This is a genomic window from Enterobacter sp. DN, assembly GCF_046054285.1.
GTDB lineage: Bacteria > Pseudomonadota > Gammaproteobacteria > Enterobacterales > Enterobacteriaceae > Enterobacter > Enterobacter hormaechei_C.
In genome coordinates, this window is record NZ_JBJJTG010000002.1 from 378,335 (window position 1) to 398,573 (window position 20,239).

The 20,239-nt window shown below is 57.4% G+C and carries 14 protein-coding genes; 6 read left to right on the forward strand and 8 right to left on the reverse strand.

Going from position 1 to position 20,239, the window contains the following annotated elements:
• Nucleotides 1–252: 252 nt before the first annotated feature.
• The 4 genes from iroB (at nt 253) to ACJTMZ_RS06410 (ending at nt 7,540) form a co-directional block, all read left to right on the forward strand.
• Nucleotides 253–1,368 carry a salmochelin biosynthesis C-glycosyltransferase IroB gene (gene iroB, locus ACJTMZ_RS06395; protein WP_252010869.1) on the forward strand — a complete coding sequence of 372 codons (1,116 nt, stop codon included), beginning with the start codon at nt 253–255 and terminating at the stop codon, nt 1,366–1,368.
• Nucleotides 1,369–1,509: 141 nt separating this feature from the next.
• Nucleotides 1,510–5,169, forward strand: a complete 3,660-nt coding sequence (iroC, locus tag ACJTMZ_RS06400) for a salmochelin/enterobactin export ABC transporter IroC (RefSeq protein WP_252010870.1) — start codon at nt 1,510–1,512, stop codon at nt 5,167–5,169.
• Nucleotides 5,170–5,270: 101 nt separating this feature from the next.
• Nucleotides 5,271–6,500 carry an esterase family protein gene (locus ACJTMZ_RS06405; RefSeq protein ID WP_032102662.1) on the forward strand — a complete coding sequence of 410 codons (1,230 nt, stop codon included), beginning with the start codon at nt 5,271–5,273 and terminating at the stop codon, nt 6,498–6,500.
• 83 nt (nt 6,501–6,583) lie between these two features.
• Nucleotides 6,584–7,540 (forward strand): alpha/beta hydrolase, encoded by a 957-nt coding sequence (locus ACJTMZ_RS06410; protein WP_032102659.1) that lies wholly within the window; start codon nt 6,584–6,586, stop codon nt 7,538–7,540.
• Nucleotides 7,541–7,584: 44 nt separating this feature from the next.
• Here the strand turns inward: ACJTMZ_RS06410 and iroN are convergent, their stop codons facing one another.
• The 7 genes from iroN to mntR all read right to left on the reverse strand — a co-directional run bounded on the left by iroN (nt 7,585) and on the right by mntR (nt 17,115).
• On the reverse strand, nt 7,585–9,759 hold the full coding sequence (iroN, locus tag ACJTMZ_RS06415) for a siderophore salmochelin receptor IroN (protein ID WP_023296162.1): 2,175 nt from the start codon (nt 9,757–9,759) through the stop codon (nt 7,585–7,587).
• 346 nt (nt 9,760–10,105) lie between these two features.
• Nucleotides 10,106–11,146: an aldo/keto reductase gene (locus ACJTMZ_RS06420; protein ID WP_017384912.1), complete on the reverse strand. Its 1,041-nt coding sequence runs from the start codon at nt 11,144–11,146 to the stop codon at nt 10,106–10,108.
• A gap of 102 nt (nt 11,147–11,248) precedes the next feature.
• On the reverse strand, nt 11,249–12,772 hold the full coding sequence (locus tag ACJTMZ_RS06425) for an efflux transporter outer membrane subunit (RefSeq protein ID WP_017384913.1): 1,524 nt from the start codon (nt 12,770–12,772) through the stop codon (nt 11,249–11,251).
• Nucleotides 12,772–14,343, reverse strand: coding sequence for a DHA2 family efflux MFS transporter permease subunit (locus tag ACJTMZ_RS06430; RefSeq protein ID WP_015571056.1), 1,572 nt, complete (start codon nt 14,341–14,343; stop codon nt 12,772–12,774). The genes ACJTMZ_RS06425 and ACJTMZ_RS06430 overlap by 1 nt, the downstream gene beginning before the upstream one ends.
• On the reverse strand, nt 14,340–15,434 hold the full coding sequence (locus ACJTMZ_RS06435) for an HlyD family secretion protein (protein WP_015571057.1): 1,095 nt from the start codon (nt 15,432–15,434) through the stop codon (nt 14,340–14,342). The genes ACJTMZ_RS06430 and ACJTMZ_RS06435 overlap by 4 nt, the downstream gene beginning before the upstream one ends.
• 101 nt (nt 15,435–15,535) lie before the next feature.
• A complete protein-coding gene (locus ACJTMZ_RS06440) occupies nt 15,536–16,645 on the reverse strand; it encodes an SLC13 family permease (RefSeq protein ID WP_047740613.1) in 1,110 nt (369 codons plus the stop codon).
• Nucleotides 16,642–17,115 carry a manganese-binding transcriptional regulator MntR gene (gene mntR / locus ACJTMZ_RS06445; protein ID WP_015571059.1) on the reverse strand — a complete coding sequence of 158 codons (474 nt, stop codon included), beginning with the start codon at nt 17,113–17,115 and terminating at the stop codon, nt 16,642–16,644. Before mntR ends, ACJTMZ_RS06440 begins: the two co-directional genes overlap by 4 nt.
• 183 nt (nt 17,116–17,298) lie before the next feature.
• Here mntR and mntS point away from each other — a divergent pair, with 183 nt between their 5' ends.
• Together mntS and ACJTMZ_RS06455 are read left to right on the forward strand one after the other, a co-directional pair.
• Nucleotides 17,299–17,427 carry a manganase accumulation protein MntS gene (mntS, locus tag ACJTMZ_RS06450; protein ID WP_017384915.1) on the forward strand — a complete coding sequence of 43 codons (129 nt, stop codon included), beginning with the start codon at nt 17,299–17,301 and terminating at the stop codon, nt 17,425–17,427.
• Between the two features lie 269 nt (nt 17,428–17,696).
• Entirely contained in the window at nt 17,697–19,280 is a 1,584-nt protein-coding gene (locus ACJTMZ_RS06455) for a phosphoethanolamine transferase (protein WP_017384916.1), read from the forward strand.
• Between the two features lie 114 nt (nt 19,281–19,394).
• On the opposite strand, the gene ompX is transcribed toward ACJTMZ_RS06455, so the two are convergent.
• On the reverse strand, nt 19,395–19,913 hold the full coding sequence (ompX, locus tag ACJTMZ_RS06460) for an outer membrane protein OmpX (protein WP_003858450.1): 519 nt from the start codon (nt 19,911–19,913) through the stop codon (nt 19,395–19,397).
• Nucleotides 19,914–20,239 lie beyond the last annotated feature (326 nt).

A 20,239-nucleotide genomic window follows, 5' to 3' on the forward strand; every position in this document is an offset into this window, starting at 1 on the left:
TGGCAGCACGACGCCTGGGCTGTTCAAAAGGACAACGGCGCGTAAGCGTTAATGGAAGCCGGGACAAGGAATTCCCGATTCACCAGCCTACGTCACGGAACAGTCAGCGACAGGACCGTTCGTAAGGCTGATGAAACTCAAAAAGGACGCAGCGTCTGTCAAAGCAGGCTTAACGAAAATTAACGTCCTGCTGCTGGCATATGACTGCGTCGACTTCCTGATTTAGTTCGTCAAGCGGAGAGGGATTTTCTCATGCGTATTTTGTTTGTAGGCCCGCCTCTCTATGGGCTGCTGTATCCTGTGCTGTCTCTGGCACAGGCGTTTCGCGTTAACGGCCATGAAGTGCTGATCGCCAGCGGAGGAAAATTCGCCCAAAAAGCGGCAGAAGCAGGGCTGGTGGTATTTGACGCCGCACCCGGTTTTGATTCTGAAGCTGACTATCGCCGCCGCGAGGCACAGCGAAAAGAAAGCAACATCGGCACAAAAATGGGCAACTTCTCATTCTTCAGCGAAGAGATGGCCGACCACCTGGTGGAGTTTGCCGGACACTGGCGGCCCGATCTCATCATCTACCCGCCGCTCGGCGTCATCGGGCCTCTGATTGCCGCCAAATACGATATACCGGTCGTAATGCAAACCGTCGGCTTCGGCCATACGCCCTGGCATATCAAAGGCGTAACGCGTTCGCTCGCGGACGCCTATCATCGCCACGGCGTTGGGGACGCACCGCGCGATATGGCCTGGATCGACGTAACACCACCGAGCATGAGCATTCTTGAAAACGACGGAGAACCCATTATTCCCATGCAGTACGTCCCGTACAACGGCGGCGCGGTGTGGGAACCGTGGTGGGAGAGGACGCCCGACCGTAAACGTCTGCTGGTGAGTCTCGGTACCGTCAAACCGATGGTCGACGGCCTTGACCTGATCGCCTGGGTGATGGATTCCGCCAGTGAAGTCGATGCCGAGATCATCCTGCATCTTTCGGCCAATGCGCGGTCGGATCTGCGCTCACTGCCCTCAAATGTTCGCCTGGTCGACTGGATACCCATGGGAGCCTTCCTGAACGGCGCAGATGGCTTCATTCATCATGGTGGCGCGGGCAATACCCTGACGGCGCTGCACGCCGGTATTCCACAGATCGTCTTCGGCCAGGGTGCCGATCGCCCGGTAAATGCCCGCGCTGTTGTCGAACGCGGCTGCGGGATCATCCCCGGCGACGACGGCCTGTCGAGCAGCATGATCAATGCTTTCCTCGACAATCGCGCGCTTCGCGACGCCTCTGAAGAGGTAGCGGCGGAAATGGCAGCGCAACCCTGTCCGAGCGAGGTGGCGAAAAGCCTGATCGCGAGGGTACAGAAAGGGTAGCCACTACGCCGTCATGACGATCATACGCCAGCACGCATCCAGGAGATACGCCCGTAACAATGCGGGACCGGATCGGGCTGGCGCTTTTTTTTGCACAGCGATCCGACTTGGATCCTATTGTTTACAGACGGAGGAGGCTTAATGCCTGCGACTCACTCTCCCACTCCTGCGCGGTCCTGGATAGTTCGCCTGGCACGCGTGTGCTGGGAACGTAAGAAACTTAGCATCATCGTAGTGGTAGCGTCGGTCTCGACCATTCTGCTGGCCGCGCTGACGCCGTTGCTGACAAGGCAAGCGGTGAACGACGCGCTGGCGGGCAATCCGACTCGTCTGCCGTGGCTGGCCTGCGGGCTATTGCTGATTGCCTTTTTTGATTTCATCGGTAACTACGTGCGCCGCGGTTATGCCGGGGAGCTCTCGCTCTGGGTGCAGCACACCCTGCGAGGACGGGCATTCGACAGTATTCAAAAACTTGACGGCGCAGGCCAGGACGCACTGCGCACCGGGCAGGTGATTTCACGGACCAACAGCGATCTGCAGCAGGTGCATACCCTGCTACAGATGTGCCCGGTGCCGCTGGCGGTGTTCACTTATTACATTGCCGGCATTGCCGTGATGCTGTGGATGTCACCCGCCATGACGCTCATCGTCGTGTGCGTACTGGCATGCCTGGCTATCACTGCGCTGCGCGCGCGTCGCCGGGTCTTTGCGCAAACCGGGCTGGCCTCGGACCGACTGGCAAATCTCACCGAACATATGCGCGAGGTGCTGGCGCAGATCTCAGTGGTAAAATCCTGCGTGGCGGAGCTGCGTGAAACGCGCTGGCTGGATCGCCAGTCGCGGCAGATGGTGCGGGTACGCATCGGCGCGGCCATCTCGCAGGCGATGCCAGGTGCCACCATGCTGGCGCTACCGGTGCTCGGGCAAATCGTCCTGCTGTGCTACGGCGGCTGGTCGGTTATGCACGGTCGCATCGATCTCGGCACCTTCGTGGCGTTTGCCAGCTTCCTCGCGATGCTGACCGGGCCAACCCGTGTACTGGCATCGTTTCTGGTTATCGCCCAGCGCACCCAGGCGTCCGTGGAGCGCGTGTTTGCTCTGATCGACACCCGTTCGCAGATGGAAGACGGGACGGAGGCGGTTAACGGTCAGGTTATCGGGCTGCAACTGGAGAATATGAGCTTCGAGTACCGTGGCGGCAGACGCATCCTCAGCGATGTCTCCTTTTCCCTGCACGCCGGTGAAACGGTGGCGGTAGTGGGCGCATCGGGTTCCGGGAAATCCACGCTGCTGATGCTGCTGGCGCGTTTTTACGATCCCAGCGCCGGAGAGATATGGCTCAACACCAGCGCAGGCCGACAGAACCTCCGCGATCTCAGGCTGGAGGCGCTTCGTCGTCGGGTAGGCGTTGTGTTTGAGGATGCTTTTCTGTTTGCCGGTTCGGTGGCGGAAAATATCGCCTACGGGCACCCTCAGGCAACGGCGGACGACATTCGCCTCGCGGCGAGGGCAGCAGGAGCCAGCGATTTTATCAACGCCCTGCCGAAAGGTTTCGATACCCAATTAACCGAACGCGGTACGAATCTTTCCGGCGGACAGAGGCAGCGAATCGCGCTGGCACGGGCGCTCATTACCGCGCCGGAAGTGTTGATCCTCGATGACACCACCTCGGCGGTCGATGCCGGTACTGAAGCGGAGATCAACACCGCGCTGAGTCGCTATGCTGACGAAAAGCATATGCTGCTGGTGATTGCCCGACGCCGTTCGACGCTTCAGTTAGCCAGCCGGATTGTGGTGCTGGATAAGGGCCGGGTGGTGGACACCGGAACCCAGGCAGAACTTGAAGCGCGCTGTCCGGCGTTCCGCGCGCTGATGACCGGCGACGGCGATTTCCTCGCGCCTTCCCACAGTGGGCCTAACGGATTGTGGCCGACCGTACCAGCGGCACAAGACGATGCGGCGCAGACGGGGGATAAAAGCTTTGTCGCCCGTATGACGCGCGTGCCGGAAAATGCAGTACAGCAGGCGCTGGCCGGTAAAGGCCGCAAAGTCACGTCGCTGCTGAAGCCCGTGGCGTGGATGTTCGTCATCGCCGCCCTGCTGATCGCCCTCGATTCGGCGGCAGGCGTCGGGGTACTGATACTGCTGCAGCGCGGCATTGACTCCGGCGTTGCCACAGGCGATATGTCGACTATCGGCCTCTGTGCCCTATTCGCCCTGTGCCTGGTGGCCGTGAGCTGGTGCTGTTATTCACTACAGACTGTCTTCGCCGCCAGAGCGGCAGAGTCAGTCCAGCATACGGTGCGCTTGCGCAGCTTCGGCCATATGCTGCGTCTTGGTCTCCCCTGGCATGAAAAGCATGTCGATTCGCGTCTGACCCGCATGACCGTAGATGTGGACTCTCTCGCCCGCTTTCTGCAAAACGGCCTTGCCGGTGCAGCCACCAGCCTGGTGACAATGTTCGCCATCGCCGCCGCCATGTTCTGGCTCGACCCGCTCCTGGCGCTGACGGCATTAAGCGCGGTGCCAGTGGTCGCACTGGCAACCTGGATTTATCGCCGCCTCAGCTCCCCTGCTTATGCGCAGGCGCGGCTGGAAATAGGCAAAGTCAACAGCACCCTGCAGGAGAAAGTCTCCGGCTTGCGCGTTGTGCAATCGCATGGCCAGCAGGAACAGGAAGCCGCCCGGCTGCGCGCGTTATCGGATCGGTTCCGTGCGACCCGCGTACGTGCGCAAAAATACCTTGCCGTCTATTTCCCGTTCCTGACCTTCTGCACCGAGGCCTCCTATGCCGCCGTTCTTCTGGTGGGTGCATCGCGAGTCGCCGAAGGCGAAATGACCGCCGGGGTGCTGGCGGCTTTCTTCCTGCTGCTGGGGCAATTCTATGGGCCAGTGCAGCAGTTATCAGGAATTGTCGACGCCTGGCAGCAGGCGACGGCCAGCGGCAAACATATCAATGAACTGCTGGCGACCGAAGGCACAGAGAACATCGAGCCCTCTTCCGCACCGCCCGCCACCGGCGCGCTGCATCTTGATGAGGTCACGTTCAGTTATCCCGACAGTCCTCAACCCGCGCTGAACAAACTTACCCTGACAATCCCTGAGGGAAGGGTCGTCGCGGTCGTTGGTCGCAGCGGTGCGGGTAAGTCAACGCTGATTAAGCTGATCGCCGGATTGTATTCCCCCACCCACGGCAGGATCAGCATTGGCGATCGGATAATTGATGATGCCTCGCTTGCCGATTACCGTCGCCAGATTGGGCTGGTCGATCAGGATGTGGCGTTGTTTAGTGGTGATATCGCGGAAAACATTCGTTATTCACGGCCATCCAGTACCAATGACGACGTTGAGATTGCCTCTCAACAGGCAGGGCTGTATGAGACGGTGCGCAATCTGCCGCAGGGATTCCGCACACCGGTGAATAACGGCGGTGCCGATCTGTCCGCAGGTCAGCGCCAGCTGATTGCGCTGGCCCGCGCACAACTGGCGAATGCTCACATCCTGCTGCTCGATGAAGCCACGTCACGCCTGGATCGCACATCCGAAGAGCGATTGATGTCATCGTTAACAGACGTCGCGCACGCCGGGAAGCACCTGGCGCTGATTGTGGCGCACCGTCTGACCACCGCGCAGCGCTGCGATCTGATTGCCGTTATCGATAAGGGGCAGCTTGCGGAATACGGCACCCACGAACAGCTGTTAGCGGCCGGCGGCCTCTACACCCGCTTGTGGCATGACAGCGTCGGCAGCTCTGTTCCCCATCGCCAGCACGACATCACGGGGGAAATCGTGGAAGAGTAATTGCGCACGTAAGACATTACAAAACACGCGCTAAAGCGGCTGTTCCCGGAATAGCCGCTTTAGCTATTTATACTGACACCCTTCATATTCAAAGAGAGTGAATGCTGAACATGCAACAACATCCCTCTGCTATCGCCAGGCTGCGCAGCCAGCTGGCAGCAGGCCACATTGCTAACCTTTCTGACTTCTGGCGAGACGCTGAGTCGCTAAATGTACCGCTGGTGACGCCAGTCGACGGAGCGAAAGACGAGCGTGATGTGACATTTCTGTGGCGCGCCAGGCACCCTCTACAGGGCGTTTATCTGCGTCTGAATCGGGTGACGGATAAAGAGCACGTGGCGAAAGGGATGATGACCGCCCTTCCCGCGACGGATATCTGGACTCTGACACTGCGTTTACCTGCAAGCTACTGCGGCTCCTATTCGCTGGTGGAAATCCCCCCCGGCACCCCGGCCGAGACGATTGCACAGTCCGGAGGCCGCTTTGCTACCCTCGTCGGGCACGCCGATCCGCTAAACAAAACGCCGGGGATCAACGTTCGGGGAAGCACACAGGAGTCGGTGCTGGCGCTTGATAAAGCCCCCGCCCAGTCCGAATGGCGCGGCGGGTCACCCAGCGGGCAATTGCTTACCTCGGCGCGCACTCTCGCCGGGGAATCGCGCCGGGTTCGGCTCTATCTGCCGGACGTTGATGTTTCGCAGCCCCTCGGCCTGGTGGTACTGCCCGATGGTGAAACCTGGTTCGATCACCTTGGCGTATGCGCGGCAATTGACGCCGCCATAAACAACGGACGCATCGTGCCTGTGGCTGTACTTGGCATCGATAATATCGATGAACACGAGCGAACTGCGATACTCGGCGGGCGCAGCGAGCTGATAAAGGATATCGCCGGCCAGTTGTTGCCGACGATCCGCGCCGAACACCCGCAGCGGCGGTGGGCAGACCGTTCGCGCACCGTGCTGGCCGGACAGAGCCTCGGCGGGGTCAGCGCGCTCATGGCCGCTCGTTACGCACCGGAAACGTTCGGGCTGGCGCTCAGCCACTCCCCTTCGATGTGGTGGACGCCAGAGGGTGCCAGCCGGCCAAACGTGTTCAGCGAAACCGATTCGTCATGGGTGAGCGAACATCTGCTTTCTGCCCCGCCGCAGGGCGTGCGCATCCGCCTGTGCGTGGGATCGCTGGAAGGTTCGACGGTACCCCACGTTCAGCGGCTGCATCAGCAGTTGCTTACCGCTGGCGTCGACAGCCATTGCGCAATGTACACCGGGGGTCACGATTACGCATGGTGGCGCGGCGCACTGATTGACGGGCTTGGTTTACTCCAGGGTTGACTTGACCCGCGAACACTTTCAGGCAACTGTACAGGCTTCCTGAATAAAGAAAATGTCACCTGCGGAAAAGGAATAAACATCAGATGTATGCCCGCGAGTATCGCCCAACACACTCACGCAAGGCGCTTGTCACTCTTCTTTCTGGTCTCACCCTTATCTGGAATGCGCACGCTTTCGCAAAGCCGGATATGCAGCCACTGGGGCCGAATATCGCCGATAAAGGCTCTGCGTTTTACCATTTCAGCGTCAACTCGTTCGACTCCGACGATGGCAGCCGCCATTATCGGGTATGGACGGCCGTGCCAAATAAATCCGCACCGGCGTCGGGCTACCCGATTTTATATATGCTCGACGGCAACGCAGTTATGGACCGCCTGAACGACGACCTGCTCAAACAGCTGGCAGAAAAATCACCGCCGGTGATTGTGGCTGTCGGGTATCAGACCAACCTCCCCTTCGATCTCAACGGCAGGGCCTACGACTATACGCCAGCAGCAGAAAGCGGCAAAACGGATACCCGCAACGGGCGTTTTAGCCGTAAGAGTGGGGGTAGCAACGACTTCCGCCAGTTACTGGAAACGCGTATAGCGCCAAAGGTGGAACAGGGATTGAATATCGATCGGCAGCGTCGCGGCCTGTGGGGGCACTCCTACGGCGGCCTGTTCGTGCTGGATGCATGGCTGTCTTCCCCTTATTTCCGGACGTATTACAGCGCCAGCCCGTCGTTGGGCAGAGGCCATGATGCGCTACTGAGCCGCATCACGGCGGTTGAGCCGTCGCAATACTGCGCCAGGCGCCTGATGATAATGGAAGGTTCGGCGACGCCGGGCGATAACCGGGAAACGCATGCTGCCGGAGTGCTGACGAAAATTCATGCCACCCTCGCCACGCTGGAAGATAAAGGCGTCAATGCCGCCTTTTGGGATTTCCCAAACCTGGGACACGGGCCGATGTTCAACGCCTCCTTCCGCGGAGCGCTGTTAGATATCAGTGGTGAAAACGCAGGTAACACAGCAGGCTGTCATTCATTAAGCCGCTAAACACTGCCCGCCTTGACGCGGGCAGTACACCTGTAACACTACGATCAAAATGACGCGGTAACACCGGCATAATAAGCCCGGCCAGGCTCGTTATAGGTATTCGCCCCTTCAGAAGATCGGTAGATCTGTTTATCTAAGATATTGCTAACACCAACGTTAAGACGCAGATTTTTATTAATATCGTAATTGAAGTTCGTCCCCACCAGCGAATAAGCGCCCAGCTCTTTACCCGACAGACCGCCAGTATCTTCACTACGAGTTTCCGAATGAGTACGCGGTTTTTGTCTGCCGTATAACGTCCAGTTGACGCTGGCAGAGAACGCCTGGGTGATGGTCCAGTCAAGCGAGTTATTAATGGTGTATTTCGGGATGATCGACAGCGGGTTACCGGTGTCTTTTTGCTCCGAGGTGATCATCCAGGTGGCATTGGTATTCCAGTTCAGACGATCTTTCACCAGCGGGAACGCCATGCTGGCTTCGATACCGTCCACCAGCGCTTTCCCGCCGTTCTGCCACTGGAGAATATATGCGCCGGAAGCGGTTTGCCCGATAACATTATCGCCGGCCACGATCTTATTCTGGTAGTCATTGCGGAAGTAGGTCACGCTGGCATGGTAATCTTCCCAGGCGAACTCCAGCCCAATTTCTTTATTGATGCTGATTTCCGGATCGAGATCTTTATTACCGATCAGGTAGCAGCCGCCCGATGTAATATCTTTTGGACAACCGTTGCCTTTCGAGTAGAGCAGATAACCTTCGCTGGATTGATACAGGTTTGGTGCTTTAAAGGTTCGGGCAATCCCCGCTTTGACTTTGAAGTAATCCCCCAATTCCTGCGAGAGGTTCAGGCTGGGGCTGAAGTTACCGCCGGAATCGTTGAGATAATCAAAGCGCAGGCCGGGAATGATATTCGTGCCGGGAACCGGCTCAATATTATCTTCAATATACAGCGCACTGATTTGGGAATGGTTTTTACTGCTGCGATCCGCAGCCGAGCCAGAAATGCCGCCGATATCACTGTCATCCACGGTCAGGCTGGTAGAGGAAGGATCGTCGAGCTCATCGCGGCTCCACTCCGCACCCACGGTCAGCGTTTGATCGACCAGCGCATTCAGCGGAATATTAAGCTCGCCGCTGGTTCGCCAGGAGCTCAGGCGATTGGTCGTGAACTTTTCATCCGCCGAAATACGCCCTTCACCGCCACCGGATAATCCTTCATTCATGCGGGTGTTATTGGTTTTCTCGTAATAGACACCAAAACGGCTTTGACCCCAGTCCCAGATACCATTATGTGTAATGCCATAATTCTGCCGGTACAGGCGGTTCGTCTCTTCGCCGGATTTCGCCAGGCTTTCAGTGACGGCACTGGAAGAACTGTTTTGCGTATCGCCTGCATAGATATTCCCCTGGCGGCTATATCCGGCTTCGAAATCGATAATTTGCTGCGGATTTAATTTCCACGAGACAACGCCGTTAATATCTTTGTTGCGCACCCCTTCATGCCCGGCCGCGTTTTTCGTACCGGCCGAGGAGTTAATATCCCAGCTGTCGGCATCGGTTTTATTCAGGTTTCCGTACAGGCGCATGGTCAGCGCATCGCCAGCCAGCGGCCCGCTAAGGCTGAAGTTGGCGCGACGCGTAGCGCCTTCGTCGCTGCTTTCCGGCTGGTTGGTGTATAACGACAGCGAACCGTGCCAGTCGTTGGTAGGGCGTTTGGTAATGATGTTCACCACCCCGCCCGCTGCGCCCGAACCGTAGCGTGCCGCCGCAGGGCCGCGGATCACTTCAATACGCTCAACCTGTTCCGGTGGCACCCAGTTGGTGTCGCCGCGGGTATCACGCTCTCCACGCCAGCTATAACGCACGGCGTTGCGCGACGTCACAGGCACACCATCAATTAAAATTAAGGTGTTCTCCGGCCCCATGCCGCGAATGTCGATCTGGCGGTTATTACCACGTGTACCCGAGGCGCTGTTGCCGGTCAGATTGACACCGGGCATTTTGCGAATAATATCGGAGAGATCGTTGACCGGAGGGTTCTTTTTAATATCTTCGCTGGTAATAATCGACACGCCCGGCTGCTGTTTGAGTACCTGCTCAGCGGTGGCTTCCACCACCAGGGTCTCGTCGTTATCATCGGAGGATTTTGCCAGTGATACCTGACTGTTCAACCCTGCCAGGAGCGCAGTGAGCGGCCAGAAGATCTTGATAATTCTCATACCCATTCCCTAATACATGCCTAACGTAAAAGTGATCGATCGTTAAGCTCACATCCTTGCCAGATATTTTAAACTGCCATTATTTTTATAATAAGAATGATAATTAATATCATTTGGAGAGGATTAAGGCAATCCTTAATACACGGATGCGCGCATTAATGAAACGCACGCATTGGCCCGGAGTGATTCTTCCCGGGTACCACCCTGTGCGTTCGTAAAGCTGGCATACTGAAACAGCGGAAGAAGAGAACAGCCCATTGGTATTTCGTGTAGTGACATAACGTTAATATGTCATTACAAGGGAACGCAGCCCCGGTAAGCGCAAGCGCCACCGGGGAAAGAAAGGTTATTGTTGCGCTAACTGATTGCGACGGTACTCGCCCTGGCGCTCCAGCATCCAGCCAGGATACTCGCGCGGCAGCGCGCTGACCGCATCCAGCTGTTTCAGCTCATCATCGCTTAGCTGAACGCCGGTTGCGGCAATGTTGTCATCCAACTGATCGACGCGTTTCGCACCAATAATGACGCTGGTCACCGCTTTCTGGTGCAGCAGCCACGCCAGCGCGATTTGCGCCACGGAAACGCCTTTACTTTCGGCGATGGTACGCATCACGTCCACGCAGTCGAAGGCGCGATCTTTATTCACTGGCGGGAAGTCGAACGCCAGGCGACGACTACCGGCCGCGCTCTGCCCATCGCGATCGTATTTTCCGCTTAGCAGACCACCCGCCAGCGGGCTCCATACCATCAACCCGACGCCTTCGCTCTGCATCATCGGCACCAGTTCGCGCTCAAGGTCGCGCCCGGCGATGGTGTAGTACGCCTGCAATGAGGCAAAACGCGCCAGCCCCAGACGCTCAGAGATGCCGAGCGCTTTGGCAATCTGCCATGCCGCCCAGTTCGAGACGCCGATATAGCGTACGTGACCGTGCTGCACAAGATTATCCAGCGCGTAAAGCGTCTCCTCGATGGGGGTCGCGGGGTCGAAACCGTGCAGCTGATAGAGATCGATATGATCCAGCTGCAAGCGACGCAGGCTCTCCTTCACGCCGCTGATGATGTGATAGCGCGAGCTACCGCGCGAGTTCACCCCCGCTGTGCCGGTTTCACCGAACACCTTGGTGGCAACGACCACGTTTTCGCGCGGAATTTTCAGGTTCTTCAGCGCCTGCCCGGTGATCTCCTCTGAACGCCCTTCCGAGTAGACATCTGCCGTGTCGATAAAATTGATCCCGGCGTCCAGCGCGCGGCCCACCAGCTGCTCGGCGTCGCTTTGCTGAAGCTGACCAATTTTGCCCCACATGCCGCCTTCACCGCCGAAGGTCATGGTGCCGAGGCAGAGTTCAGAAACAAACAGTCCGGTATTGCCCAGTTTTTGATAACGCATAACGCTTTCCTCGCATGTCGATTGGATGTCTGTTAGTTATACCCGCCCCCCAGCCATCGCGAATGTGGCGTTCCTGTCCGTTTCTTGCCCAATCCTCTGAATCTATCCGCGTGGGGCGTCGCCAAAGACGCTGTAGTCTGGCAGCCGCACCTGCTGATACGGCTCCCAGCCGCCGCCGAGGGCTTTGTAGAGCGCCACCAGGTCAAGCGCGCTCTGCACCTGCGCCTGCGCCCGCTGCTGCTCGGCCTGAGCGAGCTGACGCTGGGCGTCCAGCACGTCAATAAAGCTGGCGATCCCCTGCCGGTAGCTGTCGCTGGCGAGATCAAAGGCGTTTTGCAGCGCGTCGATGGTTTTCGCCAGGCCCGCTTCACGCTGCTGGTCGGTGCGATAGCTCACCAGCGCGTTTTCAACGTCGCCGAGCGCCGTCAGTACCGTCTGGCGATAGTCCAGCACTGCCGCCCCCTGCTGCGCGCGCGCCACCTTGACGCTGGAGACCAGCCGACCGCCCTGGAAAATCGGTATGGAAACCTGCGGGCCAAAGCTGTAGAAGTGGCTGCTCCAGTCGGTCAGCCAGTTAGATTCACTGTTGCGCAGGCCAAACTGTCCGGAGAGGGTAAAGCTCGGGAACAGTTCTGCCACCGAGACGCCAATCTGCGCCGTGGCGGCATGGAGATTCGCCTCGGCTTCGCGCACGTCCGGGCGACGGCGGGCCAGCGTCGACGGAATACCGGTCTGCACAATATCTGGCAGGGCAGGCATCGGCTGCACGGATTGCAGTTCGGCATCCAGCGCGCCCGGCGGTTTGCCGAGCAGGATCGCCAGCCCGTTCATCGCCTGGCGTTCCTGCGCCTGATACTGCGGCAGCTGCGCTTCAAGATTGCCCAGCTGCGCCCGGGCGTTCTCCACGTCCATCTGCGGCGACAGCCCGCCCCGCTGGCGGCTTTCGGTCAGATCCAGCGTCTGCTGTGCGCTTTCAATTTGCGTATTAAGCGTGGCAATGATGCTCTGCGCCCCACGCAGCTGTAGCCACGCCCGCGCCACTTCGGCTTCCAGCGAGACCAGCGCATCGTTACGCTGCTCGATCGCCGCCCGCTGCTGCGCCTCAGCCGCTTCTACCTGACGGCGCACCTTGCCCCACAGGTCGATTTCCCACTGGGCGTCGAAGCTGCCCTGATAGAGGTTTATCGGCTGCGTCAGCGGGCCTAACGCGCCCCGCAGTTCAGGATCGACATTATTCAACTGGTCATACACGCCGTGGGATTTCAGCTCACCTTCCAGCCCAAGCTGCTGGCGCGTCGCCTGCACATTGCCATTCACCGACGGGAAAAACGCCCCGCCGGCCTGGTTAATCTGTTCGCGCGCGCCGGCAATGCGTAATACCGTTTGCTGTAGCGTCAGATTCCCGGCGATGGCGCGTTCAATCAGGCTGTCGAGCTGCGGCGAGCCGAAGGTTTTCCACCAGCGCGGGTTAGTGGCCGCGGAGGAAGTTTGCGATTTCACCGCGCTGTCGCCCTTATCGTTCCAGTGCGTGGTGGCGGGCGGTGCAGGCTGTTGGTAGTCCGGCCCGACGGCGCAGCCCACCAGCAGCATCATTATCATCAGGGGGTGTAAACGTCTGTGTATCATCAGTGTGCTCCTGCACTCCCCTCGCTCTTAACCGGCGAGAGCAACAAACAAAACGGAATCAGTAATAGGGCCACCGCGCTCAGAATGGTGAAGACGTCGATGTAGGCCAGAAAGCGCGACTGCTCGATCATCGTCTGGTACATCCGCCCGGTGGCAATGCCGGTCGGATCGCCCACCTGAGTGGTGAAGTTCTGGATCGCCTGGGCGCTTTCGCGAATCGCCAGCTGGAACTGCTCGTTAAACGGCGAAGCGTGGTAAGCCAGATGCGCGCTGTGCGCCTGCGAGCGCTCGGTGATCGCCGCCGTCGAGAGCGAAATCCCAATCGAGCCGGCCACGTTGCGGAACATGGTAAACAGCGCCGCCGCGTCGGCATTGAGCCGCCTCGGGATCGAGATAAAGGCGATGGTGGTCAGCGGCACAAACAGGAACCCCAGCCCTATCGACTGCGCGCTGCGGAACAGCACCAGCGTTTCGAAGTCGATATCCGGCGTCAGCGTGCGGGACCAGAAGAACGACACCGCCAGGCAGGTAAAGCCGAAGGCGATGATCCAGCGCGTCTGCACCACCGGCATCAGCTTCAGCACCAGCGGGATGGTCAGCACAATCAGCACCGCGCCGGGCGAGAGCACCAGCCCGGACCAGGTGGCGGTATAGCCCAAATCCTGCTGCGCCAGCTGCGGAATAACCACCGAACTGCCGTACAGGATCATCGCCATCCCCGCCATCAGCAGGCTGGAGATCGCAAAGTTGCGGTCCTTCATACAGTGCAGATCCACCACCGGCTTTCTGGCATACATCAGCCAGTAGATCGCGCCGATAATGCCGACCAGCGTCAGTACTGCGAAGGTGCGGATAAAGTTCGAATAGAACCAGTCATCATCTTCGCCCCGGTCGAGCATCACCTGCAAACAGCCAAGACCGAGGGCGATCAGGCCGATCCCCGTCCAGTCGACGGTGAGCTTCTCTTCCGACTTTTTCTCCCACGGCGGATCTTCCAGCAGCTGATAGATAGCCAGCACCGTCACAATCCCTACCGGGATATTGATAAAGAACACCCAGCGCCAGGAGTAGTTATCGGTGATCCATCCCCCCAGCGTGGGACCGAGTACCGGCGCGACGATAATGGCAATGGATGAAAGGCCAAAGGCTTTGCCCCTGTCCTCCGGCTTAAAGTAGTCGAGTAGCACCGACTGCTGGGTAGGCTGCAATCCGCCGCCAAAGAACCCCTGCATCACGCGGAACAGGATGATTTGCCATAGCTCGGTGGCGATGCCACACAGGAACGAGCAGATGGTGAACATCACAATGCAGATCAGGAAGAACTGCTTGCGACCAAACAGGCGGCTCAGAAAGGCCGAAATCGGCAGCACGATGCCGTTCGCCACCAGGTAGCTGGTGAGCACCCAGGTGGATTCGTCATAGCTGGCCGAGAGCGACCCCGCGACGTGGGGCAACGCCACGTTGACGATGGTGGTGTCCAGAATTTCCATAAACACCGCCAGGGTGACCACAATCGCCACCGCCCACGGGTTACTGGCGGGCTTCCAGTTATCGTGGCTGTGATCCGTCATTCCACGGTGACCTTCGGTTCAACCGACAGCCCCAGCGGCAGCGGCTTGTTCGGATCCAGCCCTTTATCAATGACGATTTTCACCGGCACGCGCTGAACGATCTTCACAAAGTTACCGGTGGCGTTTTCCGACGGGAAGGCGGAGAAGCGCGAGCCGCTGCCCTGCTGGATGCTGTCGATATGGCCTTCCAGCTCCATATCCGGCCAGGCATCGACGGACACGGTCACTTTGTCGCCCGGCTTCATGCGCTCAAGCTGCGACTCCTTGAAGTTCGCCACCACCCACACGTTCGGGGAAACCAGCGAGAACAGCGCCGTACCTGCCTGCACCAGCGTACCGGGCTGGACGTTGCGTTTGGTGACAAAACCGTCGAACGGGGCGCGGACTTCGGTATAAGAGAGGTTCAGGTTGGCGGTTTCCAGCTGCGCTCTGGCCTGATCGACCTGCCGTTCGCGGGCTTCGACGTTGGTCTCCTGCTGGCGGATTTGCAGCTGAACCTGCTCCGCCACTTCCAGCTGCGCCTGCGCGCTGGCCAGACCCGCCTGGGCACTCCGCAGTTGAGCGTTCGCGGCATCGATACTTTGTTGCGTGGTCGCGCGCGGGTCAACGCCGCGCTGACGGCGGTACTCCGCCTGCGCGTTGGCCATATCCGCCTGGGCTTTCAGTACCTGGGCTTTGGCTTCATCGCGCTGGGCGGGATATTGCACCTTCGAGAGCGCCAGCTGCGCCTGCGCCTGATGCAACTGCGCAACCGCCAGCCCAAGCTGGGCCTGGGCCTGATCGCGCTGGGCGGTGGTATCACGCGGATCGATCACCACCAGCACATCCCCTTTCTTCACGCGCTGGTTATCCCGCACGCGAAGTTCGGTAACGTAGCCTGCCGTTTTTGGGGCAATGGTTACTACGTCGCCGTCGGTGAAGGCGTCGTCGGTGGTCTCTTCGTTACGGGTTAAAAACCACCAGACCAGCGCCACAATCACCATCACGATGACCACGATGCCAAGGATAATTAACGGTTTTTTCCCCGGGCGCTTGCGCTCGTTATTGTTTTGATCCTGCTCGTCAGCAGGTGGGTTTTGATCTTCTGCCATAGTTCAGCAACGGTCCTGTCAGTGAGCGGCATCACACTATGCCGTTCACTAAAGCTAGGACGTTGCTATACATTTGCCAGGAAAAACTGACAAATTGCGCACTATATGAGAAGGAATAGTCCGAAACCGACCGCCGCTGACCAGAGCAGCATCGGGATTGACCATAAATGGAAGCGCCACCAGATGCGGCGATCGTTGGCCATCCGCAGGGCGATGAGGTTAGCCAGCGAGCCGGGCAGCAGCCCAAAGCCGCCGACGTTGACCGCCCACGCCAGCAGTACCGTTGGGGGAACATAGTTAAGCAGCAAAATGGTGGACGGCACGTTACTGATCACCTGCGAGAGACCAATCGCCGTCAGCCATAATCCCGGCTGCGACAGACCGCTGACGCTATGGAGAACGTTCTGCAATACCGGAAGCTGGATCAGGAGATGGACGTCAATAAACATCGCCATAAACACCAGCAGCAGCGTCCAGTCAACGCTCACCAGCACCCGCCGGGCGAGGAACAGGAAGCCGCACGCCACCAGCAGCGCGCCCGCCAGCGCCAGGTTTAACTCCAGAGCGATAAGGAAAACGATATACAGCCCCAGGCAGCTCCAGACGAGACGCGGCTGCCACTGGGGGCCGGTTGTACCGCTGTGGTACTGCAACGATTTATTCGGGAAAGCAAACCAGCCCACCGCCAGCAGCGACGCCACGATCGCCAGCGCCAGCGGCGCCATCTGCCCGGTAAACGCGGTAAACGACAGGCCGGAGCGTCCCCACAGCAGAATGTTCTGCGGGTTACCGATCGGCGTGAGCAGCGAGCCCGCATTGACGGCCAGCGCTTCAAAGATAATCAGACGGGTAACCGGTATTTCGCACAGCTTACGCAGCGTGAGCGTAAGCGGCACCACGATAAAAAGCGCCACGTCATTAGTGAGAAACGTCGACAACAGCGCCGCCGAAAAGACCATGAACAGGGCCAGTTTGCGCTCGGTGGCGAAGCGGCGCACCATTTTGCGCCCCAGCACGTCAAAATAGCCGCTCAGCTCCACGCCTTTGGTGAGCATCATCAAACCGCTCAGAGTAATAATGGTGCGCCAGTCTATGGCCGCCGGCCAGGTGTGCGGCGTGAAGGGCACAAAGACGCTGAGCCCAACGCCAGTGATCAGTAAAAGATGGAAAAAGCGATCGCGTTTCAGGGCCTGCAAGCCGGGGATGTTCATTCAGCGGAGGGACCGTATTTGAGCGTAAACTCGCGGAACTTCAACAGCGTCTCTTCACTGACGTGGTGTTCCATACCTTCGGCATCCCGACGGGCAATTTCCGGGCTGACGCCCAGCACCAGTAAAAAATTCTCGACGATCTGGTGTCGCTCGCGGCTCTCCTGCGCCAGCTTCTCGCCCTCAGCGGTGAGAAACACCCCGCGCCAGGGGATCATTTCGATCAGCCCGACCGACGCCAGACGTTTTAACATTTTGGCAACGGTTGGCTGCGACACCCCCAGGCGTGCGGCCATATCCACCTGGCGCGCTTCTCCAACCTCACGGATCAGATCAGAGATCAGTTCGACATAATCATCAATCAGCTCCCGGCGGTGCGCCTCACGCACCTGGCGGAAGCCTTCCACATGCTCTTCAACGTTCACCAGTTGCGTCGTTTTTTTTGTTGTTGGCTTACCTGCGCGACGGTTCATTGTGCTTCCTCAATGGGGTTGACGCTTCCAGCGCCCTGTAACGGAGCGCACATTGTAAACCATAGCTCTACAAGCACAAAAAATTAACGAATTAGCCATAGCTATACAATATAGCCTGTGCTATATCTGTATGTAATGCAGTCACCCTTCACGGATCGAAGGGATCATGAATCAGGAGGTCTTATGAATGAATTCAAGAGGTGTATGAACGTGTTTACCCACTCTCCTTTTAAAGTGCGCCTGATGCTGTTGAACATGCTGTGCGATATGTTTAACGCCAAACCGCAGCAGGACGACAATTCTTCCCACTAAGCGGCGTCGCGGTACGCCGCTTCATTTTCCCGTCACACTTACGTTGTAAACTGGCCTGTTCCCGATTATTTTTGCGGATTTGCAGCCCCCTTCGCAAAACATCTGTTTAGCAACTGTTGACCTTAATTCACGCTCGCACTATCTTCTTGCAGCCCTGCACAATTTGCGGCTCGCTGAAGCGGACCTCTCATTCCCTTTCCACGCACTGTCCGGCAGGCTTTGACCCTTGACGCCAGGGTGAGCACATGGCGTTTTCGTGATAGTGATCTATGAACGTAACCCTGATTGATACACTTGTTACCCGCAGCCGGGCCTTAAGCCCGTGGACGGGATTCTATTTTTTGCAATCGCTGTTGATTAACTTTGCTCTTGGCTACCCCTTTAGCCTGCTTTATGCCGTCGGATTCACCTGTATTCTTCACCTGCTCTGGCGAAGCGCACCGCGCGTGCAGAAAGTGCTTATCGGGATCTGTTCTCTGATTGCTGCCGCCTATTTCCCGTTTGGCCAGGCCTATGGCGCGCCGAACTTTAATACTCTGCTGGCGCTCCACTCCACCAATATGGAAGAGTCCACAGAGATCCTGACGATCTTTCCGTGGTACAACTACGTGGTTGGCCTTTTCATTTTTGCCCTCGGTGTGATTGCGGTTCGTCGTAAGCCCGTCGGGAAAAAGGCATGGGGTAAAATTGAAAGCCTGTGCCTGGCCTTTAGCGTGGTGACGTTTTTTGTTGCACCGGTACAAAATCTGGCCTGGGGCGGCGTGTTTAAGCTTAAAGATACCGGGTATCCGGTGTTTCGCTTCGTCAAAGACGTGGTGGTGAATAACGAGGAAGTGCTCGACGAGCAGGCGCGTATGGCCGAGCTTTCCACCATGAAAGATACCTGGAACGTGCTGGCGGTGAAACCGAAGTATCACACTTACGTGGTGGTGATCGGGGAAAGCGCGCGTCGCGATGCGCTCGGCGCGTTTGGCGGTCACTGGGATAACACGCCGTTTGCCAGCGCCGTTAACGGTACGCTGTTTACCGACTACGTGGCGGCCAGCGGCTCGACGCAGAAATCACTCGGTCTGACGCTCAACCGCGTGGTGGATGGAAAACCGCAGTTTCAGGATAATTTTGTCACCCTGGCCAACCGGGCAGGTTTTCAGACATGGTGGTTCTCTAACCAGGGACAGATCGGCGAGTATGATACCGCCATCGCCAGCATCGCGAAGCGTGCCGACGAGGTACAGTTCCTGAAAAGCGGTGATTTCGAAGCCGATAAAAACACAAAAGATGAAGCGTTGCTAAAAATGACGGCGCAGGTCTTTGCTACTCAGCGCACCCAGCCGCAGCTGATTGTCCTGCACCTGATGGGGTCACACCCGCAGGCATGCGATCGTACCGGGGGAAAATATGCGGAGTTTGTGCAATCCAAAGAGACCTCGTGTTATCTCTACACCATGACGCAAACCGACGATCTGCTCAGCAAGCTGTACGCACAGCTGCGCAACAGCGGCGACAGCTTCTCGATGGTCTATTTCTCTGACCACGGTCTGGCATTTAAGGAGCGCGGTAAACAGGTGCAGTATCTGGCACACGATGACAAGTTCCAGCAAAACTTCCAGGTACCGTTTATGGTGCTGTCGAGTGATGACAAAACGCATCGCATCATCAAAGCGCGCCGTTCCGCGAACGATTTCCTGAAATTCTTCTCACAATGGACGGGGATTAAGGCGAAAGAGATAAAAAATGATTATCCGTTTATCTCCGGGAAGAAGGGCCCGCCAGTTTACATTACCAACTTTAAGTTACAGAAAGTCGACTATAACCATCTTGGGACCGATATTTTCGATATTAAGAGTAAGTAATTTCTGCCGTTTCGTGCGGGCTGATGCCCTCACCGGCCCTCTCCCACGAGGAGAGGGTACAAACAAAAAAAATCCGCCACATTGGGCGGATTTTTTACTGGCTCACCGAAGTGATTAGAAGCGGTAACCTACGCCCGCGATCCAGGTGCCAACGTCAACGTTGCGGATACGGCTCTGCTCATAGGAGAAGTCCAGAGCAACGTTTTCGATTGGGTTGAACTGCATACCTGCGCCATAGGAGAAACCATAGTCGCTGTTGCTTGCAGTACGGTTCAGACCCTGGTTTTCGGTCTGCTGGAATTTACCGTAGCCAACACCTACAACACCGTAGATGCTTGCCCAGTCATTCAGGCGGTAAGCAGGACCCGCGGTGATGCCGTAGTACTGACCTTTATTGTAAGAGCCATTTTCAGTACGATCTTTCTCGGTGTAAGTGAAAGAACCGATCACACCCAGCGGATTGTTGTCTTGCTCGTAACGGTACTTCAGGTTGAAACCGTTGGTTTTGTTCATCACGCCCTGCATATCGCTCTGAGCGTAACCACCGGTTACAGTAGAAGTTGCCGCTACAGCGGTACCTGCGGAAACAGCCAGAACAGCTGCCAGTGCTGAAAGACATGCAATTTTTTTCATAACCACCTCAAATGTGCTTCAAGTAAGTCCGTAAGTTTTAAATATATCAAAAAATTCTGTGAAACTCTTTGTCATTCACGATGTCTAATGCGACCTTTCCTGTAACAGAACATTTCCAGCACCAGCTATCTCGTTCAAATAACTCCAGATTTTCACCTGTAAATGCTAATAGTGCGCGTCATCGCCATTTAGTTCATCCAGATTATTCCTAATCTTTCAGGCGATAAAATCATCAACGTTTTCTCATTTTACGGATTTTCCCTGGATTTTTTTCAACAGTAGCTCAACCGTTGCAGCTTATTTCCATTACACTGCGACTTTTACCT

Coding starts and splice junctions, on each gene's coding strand:
- iroB (WP_252010869.1), top strand. CDS start 253: ATGCGTATTTTGTTTGTAGGCCCGCCTCTCTATGGGCTGCTGTATCCT.
- iroC (WP_252010870.1), top strand. CDS start 1,510: ATGCCTGCGACTCACTCTCCCACTCCTGCGCGGTCCTGGATAGTTCGC.
- ACJTMZ_RS06405 (WP_032102662.1), top strand. CDS start 5,271: ATGCTGAACATGCAACAACATCCCTCTGCTATCGCCAGGCTGCGCAGC.
- ACJTMZ_RS06410 (WP_032102659.1), top strand. CDS start 6,584: ATGTATGCCCGCGAGTATCGCCCAACACACTCACGCAAGGCGCTTGTC.
- iroN (WP_023296162.1), bottom strand. CDS start 9,759: ATGAGAATTATCAAGATCTTCTGGCCGCTCACTGCGCTCCTGGCAGGG.
- ACJTMZ_RS06420 (WP_017384912.1), bottom strand. CDS start 11,146: ATGCGTTATCAAAAACTGGGCAATACCGGACTGTTTGTTTCTGAACTC.
- ACJTMZ_RS06425 (WP_017384913.1), bottom strand. CDS start 12,772: ATGATACACAGACGTTTACACCCCCTGATGATAATGATGCTGCTGGTG.
- ACJTMZ_RS06430 (WP_015571056.1), bottom strand. CDS start 14,343: ATGACGGATCACAGCCACGATAACTGGAAGCCCGCCAGTAACCCGTGG.
- ACJTMZ_RS06435 (WP_015571057.1), bottom strand. CDS start 15,434: ATGGCAGAAGATCAAAACCCACCTGCTGACGAGCAGGATCAAAACAAT.
- ACJTMZ_RS06440 (WP_047740613.1), bottom strand. CDS start 16,645: ATGAACATCCCCGGCTTGCAGGCCCTGAAACGCGATCGCTTTTTCCAT.
- mntR (WP_015571059.1), bottom strand. CDS start 17,115: ATGAACCGTCGCGCAGGTAAGCCAACAACAAAAAAAACGACGCAACTG.
- mntS (WP_017384915.1), top strand. CDS start 17,299: ATGAATGAATTCAAGAGGTGTATGAACGTGTTTACCCACTCTCCTTTT.
- ACJTMZ_RS06455 (WP_017384916.1), top strand. CDS start 17,697: ATGAACGTAACCCTGATTGATACACTTGTTACCCGCAGCCGGGCCTTA.
- ompX (WP_003858450.1), bottom strand. CDS start 19,913: ATGAAAAAAATTGCATGTCTTTCAGCACTGGCAGCTGTTCTGGCTGTT.